Genomic DNA, 20588 nt, shown 5'->3' with positions numbered 1-20588 from the left:
GGGCTGAACGGTTGAATATCTTCATAGCGTCCTTCACGAACCTTGTTCGCCCAAGCCGGGTCGGACAACAAGGCGCGGCCAATGGCTGCCAGGTCAAATCCATCTTTCGAGAACGATCATTCTCAAATTATTAAAAAAAATTTAATCCAAAATAGCCAGCGTCATGTCAATAATGCTTTCCAGCTTCTGTCTGTCATTCGTTGTTTTGACTAATACCCGCAAGCCCGTCAACGAGTTGAATAAATACTGGGAAAGTTTCACTGCTTCATACTGTCCGGAAATTTCTCCTGTGTCTTGACCGTGCGTGATTAGCTCGCAAAAAAGGCTCTCCGTTTTGGCAAAATACTCATTGACTTTAGCCGCTGCTTCCGGGTCCAGCAAGGAAAGCTCGCACGCAGTATTGACAACTAAGCACCCCGGAGGCCGAACATCATCCACGTTAATTACCATTTCGAAAATGGAACGGATCGCCTGTTTCGCGGATGGTTGATCTTGAATTCGGGAGTCGACTGAAGCCCCTACTGTCTCATCATAGCGTTCCATTGCTTTCATAAATAAAGCATGCTTGTCTCCGAATGTATCATACATGCTTCGTTTATGGACTCCCATCGTTTCAACCAGATCCTTCATGGAGGTCTTCTCATAACCTTGACTCCAGAACAAGTACATTGCCTTTCGCAGCACCGTATTAACATCAAACTCTTTGCTTCTTGCCATCTTCTCTCACCTCTACCTCCTTGCAAAAACATCATAACATATTGAGAACGATCGGTAAAGAATTTTTCCAAAAAAATTTTTGTCCTCCTATGCCTGCTGTTCTTCATACGAAAAAACCCATCCGCAATATATGGCGGACAGGCTCTTTCCCGGGTAAAGCTTAAGTTATATGAGGCGGCAGACGCCGCGCTAACTAGACAGCGGAGCAGCGGCTCGATTTCAGATATGGTTACACCGCAATAACTTCGACGGCGGCCGCTCCGATTCCCTTGGAGAAATCCAGCACCTTCAGTTCACGGGCGTCCACCTTATAGATCGCCGTATCCTGCAGCTCGCCCTTTTCCGCTCTTTCTTTAAAGCGGGGATTGCGGCTGCTCAGCTGCTGAATTGCCCGGCCGATCTCGGCCGGTTCGGCAATCACCTCGGCTGTCCCGTGTACAGAAACATTTACAAAGCTTGATAATTCCTGATTCTCATGCTGGAAGAAAAGGACGATTTTCGGATTCTCCTGAATCTGCTCCACCTTCTTGCTGTTCTTCTGTGTTGAAAAATAGATCGTATACCCGTCGGCTGCAAAGGAACCCAAACTTCTTAAGACAGGCGATTGATCGTTGTTAACCGTCGCCAATACAACAAAACGGGTATCATTTAAATATTTTACAATCCGGTCCTTTACTTCCTTGCTCATTTCCATTCACTCCTTGTGATATTTTATATTCCGGCGTAATGATAGCATCAGGCCGCTGATGACAGGCTTTTTTGGGCAATGGCAAAAATCGTATAGTTGCTGAATTTGATCGATCCGTCTCCGCTGCGATGCTTATCCAGTTCCGCTTCAATATCAACCTTGGCCTGTGAACGGAGCGTGTCCGGAACATGATTCAAATAGTTGCCGAAGGAACTGGCCTCGATAAAGCGGGTGATCTCCTGAGCGGAGCGGTATTTGCGTTCAACCTCCTTAATTTGCACATCCCTGACCTTTAACCCGTTGTTCGCTAGCAATTGAACGAGGTTGGTAGTCGTCAGTCCATGAAGATTCTGTATGCTATCCGCAAAATTCACGGCCTGCTTGTACAAGCCTTCGGACAGGACACTGTTGGTAATACGGTTAAGTCCGGTTATGCTGTTCAATTCTCTGGCTCCGGTGGCAAAACCGGCCTTTCCGCCGGGTTTAAGCACCCGGTAAATTTCCTGCAGCGCTTTTTCTTTGTCAACTACCCAGTGAAAAACGGCGTTCAAATAAATGATGTCGATACTGCTGTCTGGAATGAAACCGAGATCCTCGGCCACACCGATCTTGTATGCGGCATTAGCCTGCTGATTCTTGTCATTGGCGATTTTTACGCGTTCTTCCAGAGGGTCGATGCCCAGAAAACTTCCGGTATCCCCGATAATTTCGCCGATGTGACGGCCCAAACGGCCGGTGCCGCTTCCGATGTCAAGAATCGATTGTCCGGGCTTAACAGCCAGCTTCTCAACCAGCAGTGTTCCATTCTTAAATTGTGAATTGCTGATTTCGTCATAGGCTTTTGCAAGATCCTTGCTATCATACGTAAAATGCACAGTCATGATTTCATCGCTTCCTTTCAGATCAAGAGAATTGGCCTACTTTCCCGGAACGCAAAAAAGAGGCCTGATTAGAAATCAAACCTCCAGTAGTCTGGTCAGTAAAATAATATATACTATTCCACTCGGTATTCATGTTATTTCACATGATAGTTATGTGCCAGCGGATTGTCAATACTTAATTTTTTACTTAATTTTTTAATCAAACCAAATACTACTTCCCTCTTCTTCTGTACAAATCGATCGACTTATAGCCTTGGGCCAAAATATCCTTCATTTCGGCTAAACGTTTCTCCTGAGTCTCACTTCTTTTTGCGCTGAAATGGAATCGATATAGTCGTCAACGCATTGACTGCTCTTGGTGCTGGCGGTTTTCTTCGATTTTGGAGCTTGCGACTTCAGTCCGACGACTGTGAACACCTCATCCAGACTGACCATCCTTGAAAATTTCAAGCGGCTGTTCTGTACATACCCTTCCTCGTCCACGGGCATATGAACCATGAAGCTGTCACGGTCTATGTATTCTTTGTACTTCGGATTATTTTTCTTGGGATAAGCAAAATACAAATATCCGTTATCACTTAAGGCTTGGTTGTCAATGACGTACTGCAAATGGCTGCTAAATTGCTTAAGATTAAAAATAAAGATAAAGATAAAAATCAAATCATATTTCTCTTTTTTGAAGGCAGAATCAAAGTCCAATTCATTAAAATCATCAATATCCTCCGGTTTATTAAGAATCAGTTTCGAAGGATATTTATTGAGATTTAGTTTTGTAATGACGCTGTTCTTCGAATTCATGTTCATGATTGTGCCTCCATACTCGCTTATTCTATTCCCTATGAAATATTATAGCCGAATCCGTATGAAAACTGATAACTTAGGTCGTATCGGGATATAAGTACGGGAACATTTGTACTTACCCATATGCTAAAATATGCTATACTGAGAAAGCGATAGAAGGCTTGCAAGGGTGGTCGGCTAACTTCCCAGAGGGGAGGTGATGCCATGGAGGTGTACCAAGCGCTGTCTTTGATGTTCATGTTCGGCATGTTCATTATTGCTCTGCTTAATTACCTCAATAAGAAATAGACCGCCCTCGCCAAAGGATGCGGTCTATTTCTGACTAGTATTCCCGAAGCCGCCGCCCTTAAAAGCGGCTATTGCATCGGAGTCGTGTTAGTCGCACGGCTCTTTTGCATTGTACCTAATATCTACCCTCACTATACCATGATCGAAACAAAATAAAAAGCCGCTGAACACCCATAGATTGTTTTAGTTAATCAAATCAGACTTTTGCAGAAGTCTCTGAATAATAGCGGCAACCTCGGCTCTGGTGATGTTATCCTTTGGTGCAAGTTGGCTGCTGTTTCTGCCGGAAATGATGCCTGCCTGCAAGCAGTCGGCAGCACTATTCTTAGCCCACCCTGAAGTCTTATTCGCATCCGCAAATGGTCTCAGAACTTCTCCTGCTTCTTTAGACGGGAGCTTTGCTTTCAGGTCGGTGATCGTCATCGCTTTCGCGATGATGGCCATCGCCTGTTCTCTCGTAATCTTGTCGTCCGGACGGAAGGTGCCGTCTTCAAAACCGGTAATCAGATGGTAGGCATAAGCTGTTTGAATAAAATCATTATACCAATCCGATTGCTGTACATCCGAGAATGGAGCAGCTTTACCCTCTGGCTTCAGTCCCAATCCCCGAACGATGATTGCCGCAAACTCCGCACGCGTAATGTCTTGATCCGGATTGAACATGTCACTGCCGCTGCCGGTGACGATCATTCGTGAACCCATGTCGTTCACCGCATCCTTGGCCCAATGCTTGGCGACATCCTTGAACTCAAGGGGATGCCAGACAACGGAGTACGTACTGTTCGTCAAACTGTTCACTTCAGCGAAGTACTTACCGTCAACGTTAACGATCTTCGTTGGCACATGGCGGACGGCTCCGTCCGGTTCAATCACAACTCCTGTGGTGATTTTTTGGGGATCTATGCCATCCGGGATGGCAAGCGTCCGTTCCACATAGGCATTGAACTTGGACACTTCAACCTTCGCATCTCCGTAGATTCCTCTGACCGAGAAGTTAATCGGCGGAGCGACAATTGTGAACTGGCCTTTGGACGCCGCGTTCTCTACGGTCTTTAGCGTGTCTGCCTTCGGTGCGGCGATTTCGATCTGTACCTTGATATCCTGAAGCGCTACCTGCTTTCCAAGCTGATCCGATAAATGACTAATATTGATCTGCTGGGCAGGCAATGTGTAGGTGGCGTTCTCGGTTTTGATTTCCAGAACCGCCTGTTTCTGCTCCATGTTCTTAACCATCTGGCCGTTCAGTTCGCCAATCACGACATCCGCTTTCGTATTCACCGGTATCGTAATTACCGCATGCTGATCTTCTGCCGCAAGGGCGTCTTCAAGCTTCTTCGGATCAATCACTATAGTCGTGACCGTTTGGTCATTCACTTTAGCTGTTGTTGCCGTACCGATCGTCTGCACCTTGCCATTGACAATCGCATTAACGCCAGTATTCGTTGGCTGCGGATTGACAGGTATACTGCCTGCATTGCCGCTGAAAGGTGCCAGCGGTGTTACGGCATTGGAGACAGCGGAAGCCGCACTGCTGCCTGCACTATTTATCGCCTTTACCGTAAACGTGTAAGCCGTTCCATTCTGCAGTCCTGTTATTGTAATGGGACTGGCTGTTCCTGTCGCTATGATATTGTCTGGCGAAGAAGTGACCTCGTAACCAGTAACTGCACTTCCGCCATTATCCGCAGGAGCCGTAAAGGTAATGGTCGCTTGACCATCGCCTGCTGCCGCAATGATGTCTGCCGGCGCAGCCGGGACCGTCTTCGGCGTTGCGCTTACTTCATTGGAATATCCGCTGCTTCCGCCGTCATTTCCCGCCTTGACCGTGAAATAGTAGGTTGTGCCATTGGCTAGACCTGTCGCTGTGCAGCTATAAGTCGATCCGCTCACGGTCGCCAAGGCGCTTTCACCATATTCGCCGGGGGCAGTCCCTTGATAAATTTCGTAATAGGTGGCTCCGGTCACACTGTTCCAGCTTAAGTTCGCCTGGCCATTGCCTCCAATTGCGGTAAGTCCAACGGGTGACACGGGCGCCGCAACCTGAGGGGTCGCGGATACTTCATTGGAGTATGCGCTGCTTCCGCTGTCATTTGCCGCCTTGACCGTGAAATAATAAGTTGTTCCATTGGCTAGACCCGTGGCTGTGAAGTTATAAGTTGATTCACTCACGGTCGCCAGGGCGCTTTCACCATATTCGCCGGGGGCTGTTCCTTGATAAATTTCGTAATAGGTGGCTCCGGTCACGCTGTTCCAGCTTAAGTGTGCTTGGCCGTCGCCCGCGCTTGCGGCAAGTCCGGTTGGGGCAGCAGGAACAGGCGCTGCTTCATTAGAGATATTATCAATTGCTTCATCTATGTCTGGATTCAAGCTATCATAAAAATTAAAAGTTTTCGATTGATCTGGTGCCAAGTTTCCAAGTGCGCCGGTTAATCCAATCCATGTATCCTCAGAAGATTCAGGCTGCAGCAATTGGCTTCCATCAAGGTCGTAAGAGGTGGCTGCATAAGGGTCGTTTCCATACCCTACCGATGCTCTCGCGTTAGGGTCTGCAGACATCAAGATTAATGCGTTGCCGGTTATGGGCCCTTTTGAAATCACGATTGCGCTGGAATCATTAGGAGGATTTTGAGACACGGAATTTAACGTATTATAAGTGCCATTCATATCCATATCAATGTCAGGGTCGACGCTTCTCATATAACGCACATCGTATACCGTTTCATCAGAGACGTTTTTCAACTGAACGGACACCTTGAAATATTTATCATTAACTCCAAATGAAACCGTCTGCTCGACTTGAATTTTTCCGTCCGAGGTTGTACCGATCGTTCTCGCCGCTAATGTATCCCCGCTGGAAATATCGGTAGTTACTGACGGAATCTGACTCAATCCCATTCGGTCAGCATTCATAAATTTGTTAATCGCACCAGTCTCTGATCCGCTGCGGTAACCGACGATAAAGGCTTCATAAGGCCCTCCTGGAAGGAAATAGTCTCCACTATTCATAGGGCTTCCTGTATCGTAGCCGTCGGCATCCACGTTAAAGCCAATAGCCGTTCTTCCTCCCATTGGGTGAAATCCGGCCGGTGCGGGGCTTGCCGTACCAAATGAACCGATGCCCGCAATTCCCACCTCAATAAAGTTTCCGCCCAAAAACACATCGTCCCCGACTTTTTCGTGACGCGCCCCCGAAGCCGCTTGAACTTGAGCTGGCACCGCAAAAGGGTAAAGTGTAATCGACAAGATCATCAGAAATATTACGTGTCTTTTTAGTCTCATGAAGCGTCCCTCCAAGTTATCTGTACAACCAATGCACTATTTGTTATTACGGTTATCTGCCTATTTCATGCTATGTACTTGTCCACTCTCCTTTCGCCTTTTTTCTACATTTTTCACAAAATTGATTATAGCAAAGGCCTCTAAACCGATTCTAAAACGACTAAAGCCCCAGGGCCTCATAAGGCCGAAGGGCTTGTCATTAAACGTACTGATTATAAATACTTATCGTTTCCTGGCTGGGTTCAATTCCAAGGTCTATATGCAAGAGCTTAACAAAGGCATCGTAATGACGGTTCAATGAAGCGTATTCGCCCTGCCGGGCATAAGTGGTAAGCACGAGACGGCATATCTCTTCCGAATAGGGGGCTTTTTTCTCTGCAAAATGCAGCCGCTCAAGCGCTTTTCGTTCAAAACCATGTTCCATCTCATAAGCTGCGGCCCTGATCACGAAATTCAAATAACGTTCCAGTAAATTGCTCCTTAGAGTCTCCGCCCAAGGATAATCATATCCTTCCAGGTAATCGCCGCGGTAGAGCGCAATGATATTTTCATAAAAAAGCCGGTTCTGCTCGGTAATAGCAGGCCCCCGGTCGGTTGCCCGTTCAAACTCCGATACATCGTACAGGATTCCATCCAGAACAAGACGGTAGCTGTCCAGAGCATACTCTAAGGATATCTGGCCCTGCCATTCTTTGACCAGCTTCCGAATCTGGGATACGGTGGTATGTAAATAGGTCAGCGCCTTGTCCTTGGGATAATCGGGCCAAAGGGTTTCGAGCAGGATTTCCTTAGAAATCCACCGCTCCCGGTGATGGAGCAAATAAGCAAACAACTCTTGGGCTTTCGCCGTCTTCCACTTTAACTGCCTGTCATTACCCGCACCGTCCTCAAAAGACAAATGGCCAAAGCAGCGCACCCTCCATTTGCTGAAGATTTTCATTGTCTTATCCGGGATGCTCCGCTGGATATATTGAAGTGTTTTAGCCAAACGATCCGGGTCAATCGGCTTTAATACATAGTCAAGCGCATGAATTTCGAAGGCTTCGATAGCATACTCCGAGTATGCGGTTATATAGACGATACGAATGTCACTGTTTAATTGCTGAATGTGCTCCCCTGCTTCCAGCCCAGTCATCTCAGGCATGTCCATATCGAGAAAAACAACATCTACCTTGGATCTGGCCAGATACTCAAGCCCAGCTTGGGCAGATGTATATTTCCCTTCAACTTGGAACCGTCCATCGGTGAGCAGCATCATTTCCAGATACATCAGGGCAGGCTTTTCATCGTCAATCAGTATGCATGTTAGAATAAAGCTCTCTCCTCTCCTTGACGGTAACCGCCGGCTGTTTCTTTAGGTATCTCAAAGTAAACCTCAGTTCCCTGATGCAGCCGGCTCTCCACTTGCAAACCCCTCCCATACAGCGACAGAAGTCTCCGGTCAATATTCATTAGCCCTACACCCGAGCCTGATTGCCCCGACAAAATCATATCCAGCTGTTCCTTCGGCATCCCGATCCCATCATCCTTTACCGTCACTTTGATGGTCTGATCGGATTCCTGAATGATCATTCGAATGGTACCGCCAGCCGCTTTTTTCATAACTCCATGCCTGACCGCATTCTCTACGATCGGTTGAATGGTAAGGGGTGGAAGAAGAACGTTCATCGAAGCGTGAATGTCATAGGATACCTTCAGGCGTTCCTCGAAACGCGCGCTTTCCAAAGACAAGAATGCCTTGACCAGTTCTAATTCTTTATGCAGCGGAATAAGCTTGTCGCGGTTCTGAAAGTCGAAGCTTCCCCGTAAATATTTGCTTAAATCCAGAAGCAGCTGGGTTGCCTTGGATGGTTCTGCTTTGGACATATAGATGATCGTGTTTAGAGCATTATACAAAAAATGCGGTTTAATCTGTGCCTGCAAAAAGGCCATCTCTGTGCGTACCGCCTTCTGAACAGATCGGCGAAGCGTGATTAAGGTGCGGACTCTTGCCCGTAATTCTACCGCATCAACAGGTTTGCCCAGATAATCATTAATTCCCGATTGAAAGGCAAGCTCAATATCATCCGCCCGGCTTCGCGCCGTTAGCATAAGAACAGGCAGGCTGGAAAGCGGAAATATTAAGCGAATCTCCCTGCACAGTTCCAGCCCCGACATCCCTGGCATCATCCAATCGGTAATAACCAGATCAATATTTCGGTTAAGAGACAGCTGCCCCAGTGCAGCAGTCCCTTCATGGACAGCAACAACTCGGTAGTTGTCTACGGAAAGGATATCCGTTAACACCTGCAGATTTACAGGGTCATCGTCCACAATCAACAAAGTACCCTCAACAGGCTTCATATCCGATGCAGCAGCCACCTCTGTCTGGGCAGCGGGACCCCGGCCAATGAAGGTGACCTGTGTTAATCCGGTCTTCGATTCGGGAGAACGGGAGATGTCCGCCACAGGAACCGTAAAGTAAAATACCGATCCTTTACCCGGCTCGGATTCCACCCAAATCCGGCCGCCTCCAAGTTCGACGAGTTTCTTGGTAATGCTTAATCCAAGGCCCATCCCAAGGAAGGTAGGGTCTACCGGCTTTCCAATCTCCCCGAATGGCAGGAATATCGTATCCTGCCGTTCAGCGGCAATGCCAATTCCGGTGTCCGCCACAGCAATCTTCACTTCCCGGCCGCAATCCTCGGCAGAAACCGTAATGGTTCCTTCAGCCGTAAATTTAATGGCATTACCCAATAAATTATACAAAATTTGCTGGATGCGATTCTCATCGGCTTTCAGAAGCGGCAGATTTTCAGGCCACTCCTGTACAAATTGCAATCTTTTGCCGCTGCCGGTTGTAAAGGTCAGGATATCGAGAACCGCGGAAACAACGGGCCGAAGATCTACAGGACGCTGCGCAAGGATAATGTCGCCATTTTTCAGCCTGGCCCAGTCCAGAATATCATTAACGAGTAAGGATAGCCTCTTTCCTGTCGCCGTAATCATGGAAAGATGCTGCCTCTGCTGCGGATTCAGTTCGCCCGCCACCCCTTCCAGCAGAGAAGACGACATGTTGACAATTCCATGGAGCGGTGTCCGCAGTTCATGAGACGTGCTGGCCATGAATTCGTCCTTCAGCCCGTCAAGCGTCAGAAGCTTGCGCGACAGCTTCTCTACTTCGTGGAAAGATTTCGCCGACCGAAAGGCGGACTGCAGCGCTTGTGCGATAAGAAAGATCAGTATGCCGTAAGAGCTTGGCAATTGACTCTCCAGCTTGCCGTACACATTCAGCAGGCTGACGATAATGACAATAAGCAGGCATAAAATGTTTACAAGCATAAAGAGCCTGTCCAAGGTGCGCAAACGCAAGTTTTTGATCATCATATAGATGATATATCCCAGAATGAACATAGACCATATGAGCCAGCCCCCATCCCACTTGGAGAACAGGAGAGTAGGAACGCATAACGCCACAATCATGTCGATCCCGGTAATCCATCTGCACAGCAGCATTACAGGTCTGTGAACGGCTGCCGGGGAGTGCGCTGCAACATAATGAACGACGCAAAAGTACACCCCCACAGAAGCTATCATCTGCAATCTTAAGACAGCATCATAAGGAAGAGCGGGAAATAGGTCTCCTATGACCTTCTCGCCATGAGTCAGCACATAAATGCAGGCGAATAATGAAATCCCTCCCAAATATAAAAGTGAAGTCTCCTGTCTTCGCAATCGATACAGCAGCAGAAAGTAAACGGTTGAGACCAGAAAGCCGAATGCGATCAGCGAGTCGCCAAAAAATTCTGTTTTTTCAATATCCATTATCATCTTGAAATCACCGAACGAGATAGGGTATACCATCCCTCCCGATGAATAGCTGTAGTTGGCGATTTGCACAAGGATTTCAATTTCGCCTCCATTTATTGAAGCAAACCCGGCATAGGGGATATTGCGCTGCACACCTTCCTTGCTAGATACTGCGGGATCACCGCTCGCTCCGACCTCGGTCCCGTTAATAAATATCCGGTTCGCGGACCGGATATTATCCGTTTTGAAGCCGTAAATCTTATTTTCGCGCTCCGGGACAAGAACACGCAGGCGATACGTTGCATAACCCGTAGCCTTCCGGCTGCCGGCGCTGCCCATATAGCTATTCCAAATGCCTGGAACATGAACTAGACCCGTAGGCTCCGGTGTCTTGTCTGAAGACGAATGGGACGCTTGAAAGCTTTCCGGGGTCAGCAGTTGATCGCGGTAAAGTTCCCACTCCCCTTTAAGCGGAACAACCCCATTCGCCTGAAAGTCCCATTTCCGCAAATCCAGCACCCCGCCCTGCGACGAAGCATGCTGAGAGGCTGTATGTATATAATTAAATATCCAGAATATAGGAATGATAACAAGAAATATCATCGTTAAGAACACAGCCGGCCACTGTTTGTACATTAATTCTCTCCAAAAATATGAGTTTTTACTTTCTGGGGTTACGAAGTGCAGTCGCATTATACCTTATAATCGGCTGCCTTTGAAGTCTTTTCAATAGGGGAGTAGGTAAGCTGCAATTTCAATGGTCCTGATTTTTTGGGCACACAAGAAATTGGGTCAATAGCGTGGTGAATATGCCCTTATCACTCGGTCGTGACAAACGTATAATGTGGTACATTCGTACAAAAACGCTATGAGAGGATAAATCAGATGATTGAACTAGTATTGGCTTTTCAGGATAAGGATGGGCAATATGCTGAGCATGCTGGGGTCGTTCTAGCATCAGTTTTTCACCATACGAGTTCCCCTGTTAATGTTCATATTTTGCATGATGAGACTTTAAACGATGATAACAGGCAAAAGCTCGTTGACCTAACAACCAGATTTAACCACACGATTAATTTCTATCACATCATTATACCTGAGGATATGCTTCAGGTAATGGCGGGTGTTGGTTCCATTAACGCATGGACGCAGGCCTGCATGTATCGGCTGCTTCTTCCCGGATTAATACCAGTGGACAAAATTATTTATTTGGACTGCGACGTTCTGGTTAACATGGACATTACCGAGCTGTGGCAAATTGAATTGGGCAATTATTATTTGGGCGCAATTAAGGATCAAGGCATCATGGAAATAGCGCCAATTATTAACTCCAAAGGGCTTAATCCAGATCTTTATTTTAATTCCGGGGTTATTTTATTTTCCTTGATCAATATCCGCAGCAATGCTGGCTGGTACGGTGAAACGCTAAACTTTTTCCGGAACTTCCCCGATACCACCATGCCTGATCAAGATGCATTAAACGTAGTTTACGGAGGAAATTACCTCCCATTGGATTTACGCTTTAACTTGTTCAGCCTTGCCTCTGTTGATCATGACTTTACGAATAAAATCGTCCATTTCGCCGGAATTGAAAAATGCTGGGATGCTAATTCTATAGGCGCAGAGCTGTACAGGAATTATCTTAACCTAACGCCGTGGAGTGAACAGCAGCCTCGAAAGGCAGTGGAAGTCCATCCTGCTGTTGTCCATCCTGCTGTTGTTCAGAAAAATAGGAAGCGCACGAGCGCGAAGAGATATCGGAAACGCATATCTAACACAGCTTCTCATAACAGCTTAAAACGAAGAGTACGTAAAGCTTCCCAGGGAAAACTGCCATTAAAAAGAAGCAGACGAACAAAGATCAGCCTGATTGATCTGCCTAGTTTGAGATTGATCAGACTGACCAGAACCAATAAAGGTACTCAGAACAAGGAGACGAATTCGGCACCGAATCTTCCGTTGAGAAAATATTTTTAATCCCGCTGGTATCCATCCAAAAAGCCGTGTTCTTGTGGACGCGGCTTTTAATATGAGGTTACAAACCCTTCGATTTCTTCCACTGCTCATGGTTCCTCAGTACTTTCTTCCATAAATCATCCCGCTCTTGGCTGGAATAGTTAACGAGATGTATTTCTTCTTTCGGGTAACATTGATTCTTTTGTCGCCCCCATCATAACAGCATGCTATATAAGCTGAACTTAAGATTTTCCTATCAGATACCAGTCGCAACTACGAGGAACGTTTGGACTTCCGGCCGCTGTTGTCTCCAGATTTCTCGAATAACCGCTCTTCGCGGTTGAAATCCGGAGACAAAGGCGATCGCTATCGCTCCTACAGTTCCAAACTTCCCCTTCGTTACTCCTTACACTGATTACATTTTTCAAGTTCATCTTATATAGCTACACATATATCTTGCTTTATTTTACTTGCTTTTGCTTGGAAAAGTAACGTATTCACGCTTAGTTAATAGCCAAAAAAGCAAAGCAATGATGCTGACTGTGGCACCCAGCACACACACACCGGTCCACCCGGCGTATGCGAAGACTGAAGTAGAGGAAATCGCACCAGCGGCGCTGCCGATGGAATAGAAGATCATGTACCCTGCAGTGAGACGGCTGCGAGCCTCAGGACGCACACGTAAAATCATCGATTGATTCGTAACATGCACAGCCTGCACCGCGAGATCCAGAGCGATAACTCCTACAATCAATGCCCACAATGAATGTTCCGTAAAACCGATAGGCAGCCATGATCCCACCAAAACAGTCAAAGCTATCCCGGTCGTTCGCTGCCCCAAACCTCGATCCGCCAGATGTCCTGCTCTTGCCGCAGCCAACGCTCCCGCCACACCCGCGAGGCCAAACAACCCGATAACGGTATGTGAAAGTGAAAGCGGCGGTGCGCTGAGCGGCAGCACAAGTGAACTCCATAATATGCTAAACGCAGTAAAGATCGACAAGCAGATAACAGCACGAATTCGCAATACCGGCTCCTGCATAAATAAGGTAAACACCGAGCGTAACAGTTGCGGGTAGGATATTGATCTTTTTATTTTTTGGTTATGCGGCAGAATCCGGAACAGCACAATAGCCATCAACAGTGTCAATCCAGCGGAGACAAAATAGACCGTACGCCATCCCCCGATGTCGGACAAAATGCCAGCAGCGGTACGGGCCAGCAGAATGCCAATCACCACACCGCTTGTTACCAAACCAACAGCACGCCCGCGATCAGACGGTGCAGCCAAAGTCGCCGCAAACGATACAAGCACTTGCACCACGACGGCAAACATACCGACCACAGCCATTCCCGCCAACAGTACGGTGCTATTAGTGGCAATGCCTACCGTGAACAATCCTAACACAGAGAGAAGCATCATACCGGCAACCAGGCGGCGCCGATCCACTAAATCGCCAAGCGGTACCAGCAATAGAAGGCCAAATGCATAACAAATTTGAGTAATTGTGATGATTATGCCTATGTACGCATGACTGATTCCGTATTCTTTCGATATCGCGTCAAGCAGCGGCTGCGCAAAATAAATGTTGGCAACTGCCAGTCCGCAGACGGCTGCAAACAACAGCGTGACTGAACGTGAAAGCGACGGAGCGGATTTCGAATCTTCAAGCTTCTTCAAATGGTACACTCTCCTCTTCATTTGCACAATATGTATCGATCAGTATATTATACCAATCAGTAAATAATGACAATGGGAATATATAATAACTGAGCTTCCGCTGTCAATGATTTGACAGATTCATTCAGATAATCGTAAAATCATAATGTACTGTTTGTTACAAAAAGAAACGCCTGACGGCGTCCACAAAGGACGCAAGTGCGTTTCTCGTAGAAATATAAGGCCAGTGATAAACGTGAAACTTATTAATTCTTATATTTTGAAAAGGGGGTGTTATTATGGTGCGGCAACGTGAGTTTGATGAGCAAAAGGCATTGGAAGCAGCTATGCATCAGTTTTGGGAGAAAGGATACGAGGCAACCTCGTTAAGCGATTTGACCTCCAGAATGGGCATCCAACGGCCAAGCATTTATTCAGCATTCGGGGACAAAAAGCAGCTTTTTGAGGCTGCACTTCGAAAATATACTCAGTTTCACGCTTCATTTGTTAGTTCCCAGCTCCAAAAAACTCCATCCGTTAAAAAAGCGTTTCGTTCCTTCTTCGAAGGGGTTGTGGCCAAAGAATACGGGGAAGATCTCAATCGGGGATGCTTCTGCATCAATACCATGGTGGAGCTTGCGCCCCATGAACCAAAATTTGAAATTCTGACACGAGAACATCAAATGTATCTATCCGCAATATTTCAAGAAACAATTGAACGAGGCATACAATCTGGCGAAATTAAAAAGGATACCCATGCAGCAGCTTTGGCCCAGACACTCGTCGTATCTTTAATCGGACTTACTGTGATGATGAAATCTCGCCCCGATCGATCATTTATAGACCATTCGGTTGAAACAATCCTTACATTGATAAAATGAAGAACCCGAACCAGTCCCGCTCTCAAGGGTGGCTCGGGCTCCTTCTTATTTTAATCCAGCAATCCGGTAAAGCTTGTCAATATCGAGATGCGCTCTGGCATGGTCGGCCAATCGGTCGAAGGCAGCCGTTTTGCGGCTTTGAAAATGGATGTCAGTTGGAAGAGGGGCAAGTCCTTTGTCTTGCCGGATCAGGTTGAGCCATTTACGCCGGAATTCATCGTTTTCGAATATCCCGTGCAGATAAGTGCCCCATATCCTCCCGTCCGCCGACAGCATGCCGTCTTCATGGCCGCCGATCTGAAACAGCCCTTCTACGGGCTCCAGCTTATCCGTTCTGCCCATATGGATTTCGTAACCCTCTACGGAAATGCCTTGCAGCTCCAGCCATTCCGGATGATTGCAAGCTACAGTCCCCCGGACTCTCTCCGTTCGTTTATCGGGATAAAAGACCGTTTCCGCCGGCAAAAATCCCAGTCCGGCCGCTTTGCCTTCCTCCGACTCCACTTGATGAGGATCGCTCAACCTCGCTCCCAGCATCTGGTATCCGCCGCAAATGCCCACAAGACGGGTTCCGGACGCAGCCCTTTTCCTTATGGCTTCCGCCAGTCCCGTTTCCCGCAAAAAGCCCAGGTCAGCCAGTGTATTCTTCGTTCCAGGCAGCAAAATGACATCGGGATTGCCCAGTTCCTCCGGACTCTGTACATAACGCACCTGCACATCCGGTTCAGCCCCGAGCGGGTCGGTATCCGTAAAGTTGGAAATCCGGGGCAACCGGATGACAGCGACATCGATGTCGGCATCCGAATTCAGGTTATCCTGCTGGTGATCCAGGGCCACCGAATCCTCGGCCTCGATATCGATCCCGTTCAGGTGGGGAACCACGCCAAGGACGGGTATTCCCGTACGCTGCTCCAGCCAGTCAAGCCCAGGCTGCAGGATCGCGATATCTCCCCTGAATTTGTTGATAATGAAGCCTTTTACCCGGCTCCGTTCATGCTCTTCAAGCAGTTCCAGCGTTCCGACGATAGAGGCAAACACACCGCCTCGGTCAATATCCGCGACCAGGACAACCGGAGCATCCGCCCACCCCGCCAGCCGCATATTGACAATATCCCGGTCCTTCAAATTGATTTCCGCCGGGCTTCCCGCCCCTTCGATGACGATCACCTCATACTCGGACTTCAAACGGTCAAGAGCGTCCCGTACAATCGTTCCCGCTATGGGCAAGTATTCCTCGCGGTAGCGCCGGGCGCTCATTTCCGCATGCGGCCTGCCGTGAACGACAACCTGGGCGGTCATATCTCTTGTCGGTTTAATAAGAATGGGGTTCATGTCCGTTGTAGCCGTAATCCCGCAGGCTTCCGCCTGAACGCCCTGCGCCCGGCCGATTTCTTTGCCGCATAAGGTAACATAGGAGTTCAGCGCCATATTTTGCGATTTGTAAGGCGCCGTCTTGAACCCGTCCTGATAAAAAATCCGGCACACCGCCGTGGTGATAATGCTTTTACCAACGTCGGACGCCGTTCCCTGAAACATGATCGTTTTCGCTTTACTCAGTTTCCCTCACCTCTTGACCCTCGCATTCGGTCCACTCCCCATGCTTAAGGGGATTCTCCCAGAATGGCTTCTTCCCGATATGCGCGAGCCATGAATTAATGACTCCGCCATGGGTAACAATTAGTATTTTGCCGTAATCCTGCCCGCTCACTTCCTTCATAAAATGGCACACCCGGCTGCGGACATCGGATAGCGATTCTTTCCCGCCTGGCGGGGTCCGCGTCTCGATCTGTCCGTACCACCCGGTCATTTCTTCGGGAAAGCGGGCCATCGCTTCTTCATAAGTCAAGCCTTCGATCCAGCCGAAATCCGTTTCTCTCAGCCTCGCATCCGCGATCAGCGGCGGCCGGCTTCCCCCTTCGCCGCAAATTGCCTGCTGCACTTCATAGGCTGTCTCGCGGGCTCTCCGCAGATCACTGCAATAAATGGCATCGAAATGAAAATGCGCCAAGGCGCTGCCGAGTTCCTTCGCCTGCTTCCTGCCCAGCTCATTCAGCGGCTGATCCGTATGTCCTATGTAGCGCTGCTGCGTATTCCACTCCGTAGCTCCATGCCTGGCAAAAATAATCTTCGTTAGCGAGACGGCCAATCTGTCCCCTCCGCTCCCTGCCGATTGCAGAGAGCGCCATGCAGCGCGGCAATCAAGCGTTCATTCTCCATACATGTTCTAACCGCAATCCTAAAATATCGGTGATCAAGACCGGCAAAACCAGCGCATCCGCGAATCAGAATGCCCTGCCGCCCCAGCGTGAGCTGGAGCTCCGAAGCATTCGGCCCGGAGGCGCCGGTGCGGACCAGAATAAAATTGGCTTTTCCCGGATACGGCAAGCAGCCCATTCGCTTTAATTCCTCTTCCAGCCAGGCCCGCTCCACGGCTACGAGCCGCTTCGTGCGCATTTCGTATTCGTTCTGCTTTAACGCGAACACCCCGGCTTTTTGTGCCAAAAGATTTACGCTCCATGGAACCTGCAGCTTCCGAATGAACGAGATATTGTCCGGGTGGGAGGCGGCGTAGCCCAGCCGCAATCCGGGGATGCCGTAAAATTTGGTCATGGACCGAATAACGATCACATGCCTCGAAGTAGCCGCCTCGCGAATGAAAGACAGCTCTCTCTCGTCCTCGAAAAAGTCGATGAACGCCTCGTCGAGCACAAGGATGGTATTATGCGTTACGGCTGTGTCCGCAAGACGAACCACGGCTTCCCTGCTCAGCCACTGTCCCGTAGGATTGTTGGGCTGGCCAATAAACAGCAGGTCCGCTTCTTCGCAGGCGGCGAGCAGCGCTTCCTCGGGAATGGCGAAGCCGTCGTCCGCAGAGGCGGGAACGGATAGAACTTCGGCGCCGGCTTTTAACGCGGCTTCGGCATATTCCAGAAACGCCGGATCGACCACCGCCACTTTCCCCGGCTTAAACCCTCGCACGATCAAATCAATGATTTCGGCAGCCCCGTTGCCAACGAGAATGGACGCAGGCTCAATATTGTATTTTTGCGAAATGGCTGTTCGCAGTTCCCGGGATTCAGGGTCGGGATAGTGAACCAGCCCCGCCCATTCCTCATGAAGGACATCCTTTAACCCCGGCGGCGGTCCAAAGGGATTAATATTCGCGCTGAAATCAAGCAATTCCCGGGCCGGTACTCCGAACAGTTCTTCCGCCGTAGCCAAGTCCCCTCCATGGCCGTTTCGCTCCAGCATGCTTTTTCCTCCTGTTCTAGAACGAGATATATACCGCAGCCAGGAGACCCGCAGTCTCTACCAGCTCGTTCAAAGCTCCATACGTATCACCGGTCAACCCTCCAAGCCGCCGGACAAAATAACGGACCAGCAGCCAGGCGGCAGCGGCCTGAATGATGGTAAGCCAGATCCATCCGAAGGAAGGCCGGAGAATAACCGGGAATAGCAGCAGCAGCATAGCTCCTGCAAGATAACCGGCACGGGCTTCCCGGAACAGCCCTCCCATGCCTTGTTCCCCTCCAATATAAGGGCGCCGGACAATGGCAGCCACCATAGCCCCCCGGCTCACGGCCGGAACGGTAAGCAGCACGCACAGCAGCACGCTCCCGGATATCGAGCCCTCTCGCAGTCTGTCAATCAGGGTCCAGAGAGAGGCCCACTTGATCAGCAGCACGAAGAACGCCGCCAAGACGCCCATGGCTCCAACACGGCTGTCCTTCATGATCGCTAGCATCTGTTCACGCGGCCGATGGCTTCCGAGTCCGTCCGCCGTATCCATCAAACCGTCCAGATGCAGCCCCCCGGTCAGAAGGGTCCAAATGAGCAGCAGTACAGCCGCATCGAGAGGAGCCGAGCCGGATGACAGCACTACCAAAGCCAGATAAAGAACAGCGCCGATGACAAACCCCACAACCGGATAAAACAGCACGCTTCGGCTCACATAGCGCTTGTCATAATCCACTTGAACAGGAATCGGAAGCCGGGTAAGAAACTGAAACGCCACAATTAAAGAAACCAGCCATTGTCTCATCTTATCTCTCCATAAAAAAGGCTTCCCGCCGCGAGCAGAAGCAGGGTCACGATGATTGCCGCGGTCAGCCTTAGAATCTTTATCGTCTGCCGGATATCTTCCGCTGCCAACTGCCGGGTGGCGGTTCCCATTCTGGCTCTCTCCGAAACAATGCCGCCATAGCTGTTGAACCCGCCAAGCTGAATCCCCAGCGCTCCGGCAACTGCAGCCTCGGGGATGCCGCTGTTCGGACTCGGATGCTTCGCGGCATCGCGACGCATGGCCTGCCAGGCCCTCCCAGCATTCAGCTCTTTCGTCATAAGCGCCGCAGCCCAAAGCAGCAGCCCCGTTATTCTGGCGGGGATATAGTTCAGCACATCGTCAAGCCGGGCGGAAGCCCAGCCGAAATACCGGTATTTATCGTTCTTATAGCCGACCATCGAATCGAGGGTATTCACCGCACGGTACAGTAAAGCCAGGGGAGCCCCGCCGATCAGCGCATAGAACAGAGGGGCAACCACGGCATCGACAATATTCTCGGCAACCGTCTCCACGGTGGCTCTCGTGACTTCCCGTTCCGATAAAGCATGAGTTTCCCTGCCCACAATGTAGCCGACATAGGTTCTGGCGCTGTCCAAATCTCCCTTGATCAAGGGACGGAATACCTGCATGCCCGCGTCACCCAAGCCTTTGATGGCAATCGTGGTTGAAATCAGCCAGACCTCCGCTAATAACCGGATAATCGGGTGAATGAGTCCGGCAAGCCACAGAATCAGGAAAGCGGCGGCGTACACGGCGGACAGTACGATTAGGACAAGGAGCACGCCAAGCGCTCTCTCTGCCGCCCGTCCTGTCCCCCATTTCCGCAGGGCCGATTCCGCGGCGGATATGGTCTTCCCGATCCCGATCACCGGATGCGGAATGCCGCGCGGGTCGCCGATCAGCAGATCAATGACAATCGCTGTAATCACAATCATAATTCCTTGCAACAATTACTGCCCCTTTCCACCGAACCGCCAGGCCGCTTCCCGCAAATTCACAGGAATTCCGCAAACAACCAGAAAGACTTCATCCGCCTGTTCCGCAAGCGTCTGATTCACCTGCCCGGCAAGGTCGCGGTACACTCTGCCGAGCGGATATTCGGGAACGAGCGAGTCGCCTACTTCATTGGTAACGAGAACCGCATGGAATGGAGCCCGTTTCAGCAGGCGTACAAGCTCCCGGGTCCGTTCGAGAATAGACTCGCTGAGCTCCGGCATCATCCAGCGCTCTTGTCCCGCTTCGTCCGGCTGTAACAGCAGGTTCGAAATCCATAAGGTAATACAATCGATCAGGACTACGGATACCGGTTCTTCCGACAGCCGCCGGATGACGGATTCCAACTCGTACGGCTCTTCGATCGTCCGCCATTCTGCGGGCCGCCGGTCCCGGTGTAATGCCGCCCGTCTTTTCATCTCGTCATCATAAAGTTGGGATGTGGCAACATATATGACCTCCTGCCCCCGGGTCAGTCCCAGTTCCCCGGCATACTGTTCGGCAAAACGGCTCTTCCCGCTTCGCGCCCCTCCGGTGGCAAGGATCAGCTTTTTTTCATCGGACTCCGCTTCAACCATCATTTCCTCCCTGC

At 49.5% G+C, this 20588-nt stretch carries 17 protein-coding genes; 3 read left to right on the top strand and 14 right to left on the bottom strand.

Features of this window, described 5'->3' with window-relative positions:
• Positions 1–141 precede the first annotated feature (141 nt).
• From PDUR_RS09820 to PDUR_RS09805, 4 genes are all read right to left on the bottom strand, one after another.
• Positions 142–717: a TetR/AcrR family transcriptional regulator gene (locus PDUR_RS09820; RefSeq protein WP_042206117.1), complete on the bottom strand. Its 576-nt coding sequence runs from the start codon at positions 715–717 to the stop codon at positions 142–144.
• Between the two features lie 229 nt (positions 718–946).
• A complete protein-coding gene (locus tag PDUR_RS09815) occupies positions 947–1405 on the bottom strand; it encodes a pyridoxamine 5'-phosphate oxidase family protein (protein ID WP_218918453.1) in 459 nt (152 codons plus the stop codon).
• A gap of 47 nt (positions 1406–1452) precedes the next feature.
• Complete coding sequence (locus PDUR_RS09810) at positions 1453–2286, bottom strand: class I SAM-dependent methyltransferase (RefSeq protein ID WP_042206115.1); 834 nt, start codon at positions 2284–2286, stop codon at positions 1453–1455.
• Positions 2287–2565: 279 nt separating this feature from the next.
• Positions 2566–3090 (bottom strand): hypothetical protein, encoded by a 525-nt coding sequence (locus PDUR_RS09805; RefSeq protein WP_330217251.1) that lies wholly within the window; start codon positions 3088–3090, stop codon positions 2566–2568.
• A 201-nt stretch (positions 3091–3291) separates the two neighbouring features.
• Here PDUR_RS09805 and PDUR_RS30075 point away from each other — a divergent pair, with 201 nt between their 5' ends.
• Complete coding sequence (locus PDUR_RS30075) at positions 3292–3375, top strand: putative holin-like toxin (RefSeq protein WP_269079210.1); 84 nt, start codon at positions 3292–3294, stop codon at positions 3373–3375.
• Between the two features lie 183 nt (positions 3376–3558).
• Here the strand turns inward: PDUR_RS30075 and PDUR_RS27235 are convergent, their stop codons facing one another.
• The 3 genes from PDUR_RS27235 to PDUR_RS09790 form a co-directional block, all read right to left on the bottom strand.
• Positions 3559–6654: an S-layer homology domain-containing protein gene (locus PDUR_RS27235; protein ID WP_052410150.1), complete on the bottom strand. Its 3096-nt coding sequence runs from the start codon at positions 6652–6654 to the stop codon at positions 3559–3561.
• A gap of 199 nt (positions 6655–6853) precedes the next feature.
• Positions 6854–7948 carry a response regulator gene (locus PDUR_RS09795; RefSeq protein ID WP_269079209.1) on the bottom strand — a complete coding sequence of 365 codons (1095 nt, stop codon included), beginning with the start codon at positions 7946–7948 and terminating at the stop codon, positions 6854–6856.
• An 11-nt stretch (positions 7949–7959) separates the two neighbouring features.
• Complete coding sequence (locus PDUR_RS09790) at positions 7960–11079, bottom strand: hybrid sensor histidine kinase/response regulator (RefSeq protein WP_042206113.1); 3120 nt, start codon at positions 11077–11079, stop codon at positions 7960–7962.
• 249 nt (positions 11080–11328) lie between these two features.
• Between PDUR_RS09790 and PDUR_RS09785 the strand changes: the two genes are divergently transcribed.
• Positions 11329–12420 carry a glycosyltransferase family 8 protein gene (locus PDUR_RS09785; protein WP_042206112.1) on the top strand — a complete coding sequence of 364 codons (1092 nt, stop codon included), beginning with the start codon at positions 11329–11331 and terminating at the stop codon, positions 12418–12420.
• 445 nt (positions 12421–12865) lie between these two features.
• Here PDUR_RS09785 and PDUR_RS09780 read toward each other — a convergent pair whose 3' ends face one another.
• Complete coding sequence (locus tag PDUR_RS09780) at positions 12866–14080, bottom strand: MFS transporter (protein WP_233277515.1); 1215 nt, start codon at positions 14078–14080, stop codon at positions 12866–12868.
• 278 nt (positions 14081–14358) lie between these two features.
• On the opposite strand from PDUR_RS09780, the gene PDUR_RS09775 reads away from it, so the two are divergent.
• Positions 14359–14940: a TetR/AcrR family transcriptional regulator gene (locus tag PDUR_RS09775; RefSeq protein ID WP_042206110.1), complete on the top strand. Its 582-nt coding sequence runs from the start codon at positions 14359–14361 to the stop codon at positions 14938–14940.
• A gap of 45 nt (positions 14941–14985) precedes the next feature.
• Here the strand turns inward: PDUR_RS09775 and PDUR_RS09770 are convergent, their stop codons facing one another.
• Genes PDUR_RS09770 through cobU form a run of 6 tightly spaced genes read right to left on the bottom strand, consistent with a single transcriptional unit; the run spans position 14986 to position 20574 of the window.
• Positions 14986–16476, bottom strand: coding sequence for a cobyric acid synthase (locus tag PDUR_RS09770; RefSeq protein ID WP_052410149.1), 1491 nt, complete (start codon positions 16474–16476; stop codon positions 14986–14988).
• A 13-nt stretch (positions 16477–16489) separates the two neighbouring features.
• Positions 16490–17086, bottom strand: a complete 597-nt coding sequence (locus PDUR_RS09765) for a histidine phosphatase family protein (protein ID WP_052410148.1) — start codon at positions 17084–17086, stop codon at positions 16490–16492.
• On the bottom strand, positions 17071–18192 hold the full coding sequence (gene cobD, locus PDUR_RS09760; RefSeq protein ID WP_042206108.1) for a threonine-phosphate decarboxylase CobD: 1122 nt from the start codon (positions 18190–18192) through the stop codon (positions 17071–17073). The genes PDUR_RS09765 and cobD overlap by 16 nt, the downstream gene beginning before the upstream one ends.
• 16 nt (positions 18193–18208) lie before the next feature.
• Entirely contained in the window at positions 18209–18982 is a 774-nt protein-coding gene (cobS, locus tag PDUR_RS09755) for an adenosylcobinamide-GDP ribazoletransferase (protein ID WP_042206107.1), read from the bottom strand.
• Positions 18979–19938 (bottom strand): adenosylcobinamide-phosphate synthase CbiB, encoded by a 960-nt coding sequence (gene cbiB / locus PDUR_RS09750; protein ID WP_042209223.1) that lies wholly within the window; start codon positions 19936–19938, stop codon positions 18979–18981. The genes cobS and cbiB overlap by 4 nt, the downstream gene beginning before the upstream one ends.
• Positions 19939–19953: 15 nt before the next feature.
• Positions 19954–20574: a bifunctional adenosylcobinamide kinase/adenosylcobinamide-phosphate guanylyltransferase gene (cobU, locus tag PDUR_RS09745; RefSeq protein ID WP_042206106.1), complete on the bottom strand. Its 621-nt coding sequence runs from the start codon at positions 20572–20574 to the stop codon at positions 19954–19956.
• Between the last annotated feature and the right edge of the window lie 14 nt (positions 20575–20588).

It is taken from the genome of Paenibacillus durus (assembly GCF_000756615.1).
In the GTDB taxonomy this organism is placed as follows: domain Bacteria; phylum Bacillota; class Bacilli; order Paenibacillales; family Paenibacillaceae; genus Paenibacillus_AQ; species Paenibacillus_AQ durus.
Note: the sequence above shows the minus strand (reverse complement) of the source record. Positions and strands in the feature narration are given on the sequence as shown.

Excerpts from the sequence above, each read along its gene's own strand:
- PDUR_RS09815 (WP_218918453.1), bottom strand. The coding sequence starts at position 1,405 with ATGAGCAAGGAAGTAAAGGACCGGATTGTAAAATATTTAAATGATACC.
- PDUR_RS09775 (WP_042206110.1), top strand. The coding sequence starts at position 14,359 with ATGGTGCGGCAACGTGAGTTTGATGAGCAAAAGGCATTGGAAGCAGCT.
- cobS (WP_042206107.1), bottom strand. The coding sequence starts at position 18,982 with ATGAGACAATGGCTGGTTTCTTTAATTGTGGCGTTTCAGTTTCTTACC.
- PDUR_RS09810 (WP_042206115.1), bottom strand. The coding sequence starts at position 2,286 with ATGACTGTGCATTTTACGTATGATAGCAAGGATCTTGCAAAAGCCTAT.
- PDUR_RS27235 (WP_052410150.1), bottom strand. The coding sequence starts at position 6,654 with ATGAGACTAAAAAGACACGTAATATTTCTGATGATCTTGTCGATTACA.
- PDUR_RS09770 (WP_052410149.1), bottom strand. The coding sequence starts at position 16,476 with ATGTTTCAGGGAACGGCGTCCGACGTTGGTAAAAGCATTATCACCACG.
- PDUR_RS09785 (WP_042206112.1), top strand. The coding sequence starts at position 11,329 with ATGATTGAACTAGTATTGGCTTTTCAGGATAAGGATGGGCAATATGCT.
- cbiB (WP_042209223.1), bottom strand. The coding sequence starts at position 19,938 with ATGATTGTGATTACAGCGATTGTCATTGATCTGCTGATCGGCGACCCG.
- PDUR_RS09790 (WP_042206113.1), bottom strand. The coding sequence starts at position 11,079 with ATGTACAAACAGTGGCCGGCTGTGTTCTTAACGATGATATTTCTTGTT.
- cobD (WP_042206108.1), bottom strand. The coding sequence starts at position 18,192 with ATGCTGGAGCGAAACGGCCATGGAGGGGACTTGGCTACGGCGGAAGAA.
- PDUR_RS30075 (WP_269079210.1), top strand. The coding sequence starts at position 3,292 with ATGGAGGTGTACCAAGCGCTGTCTTTGATGTTCATGTTCGGCATGTTC.
- PDUR_RS09820 (WP_042206117.1), bottom strand. The coding sequence starts at position 717 with ATGGCAAGAAGCAAAGAGTTTGATGTTAATACGGTGCTGCGAAAGGCA.
- cobU (WP_042206106.1), bottom strand. The coding sequence starts at position 20,574 with ATGGTTGAAGCGGAGTCCGATGAAAAAAAGCTGATCCTTGCCACCGGA.
- PDUR_RS09805 (WP_330217251.1), bottom strand. The coding sequence starts at position 3,090 with ATGAACATGAATTCGAAGAACAGCGTCATTACAAAACTAAATCTCAAT.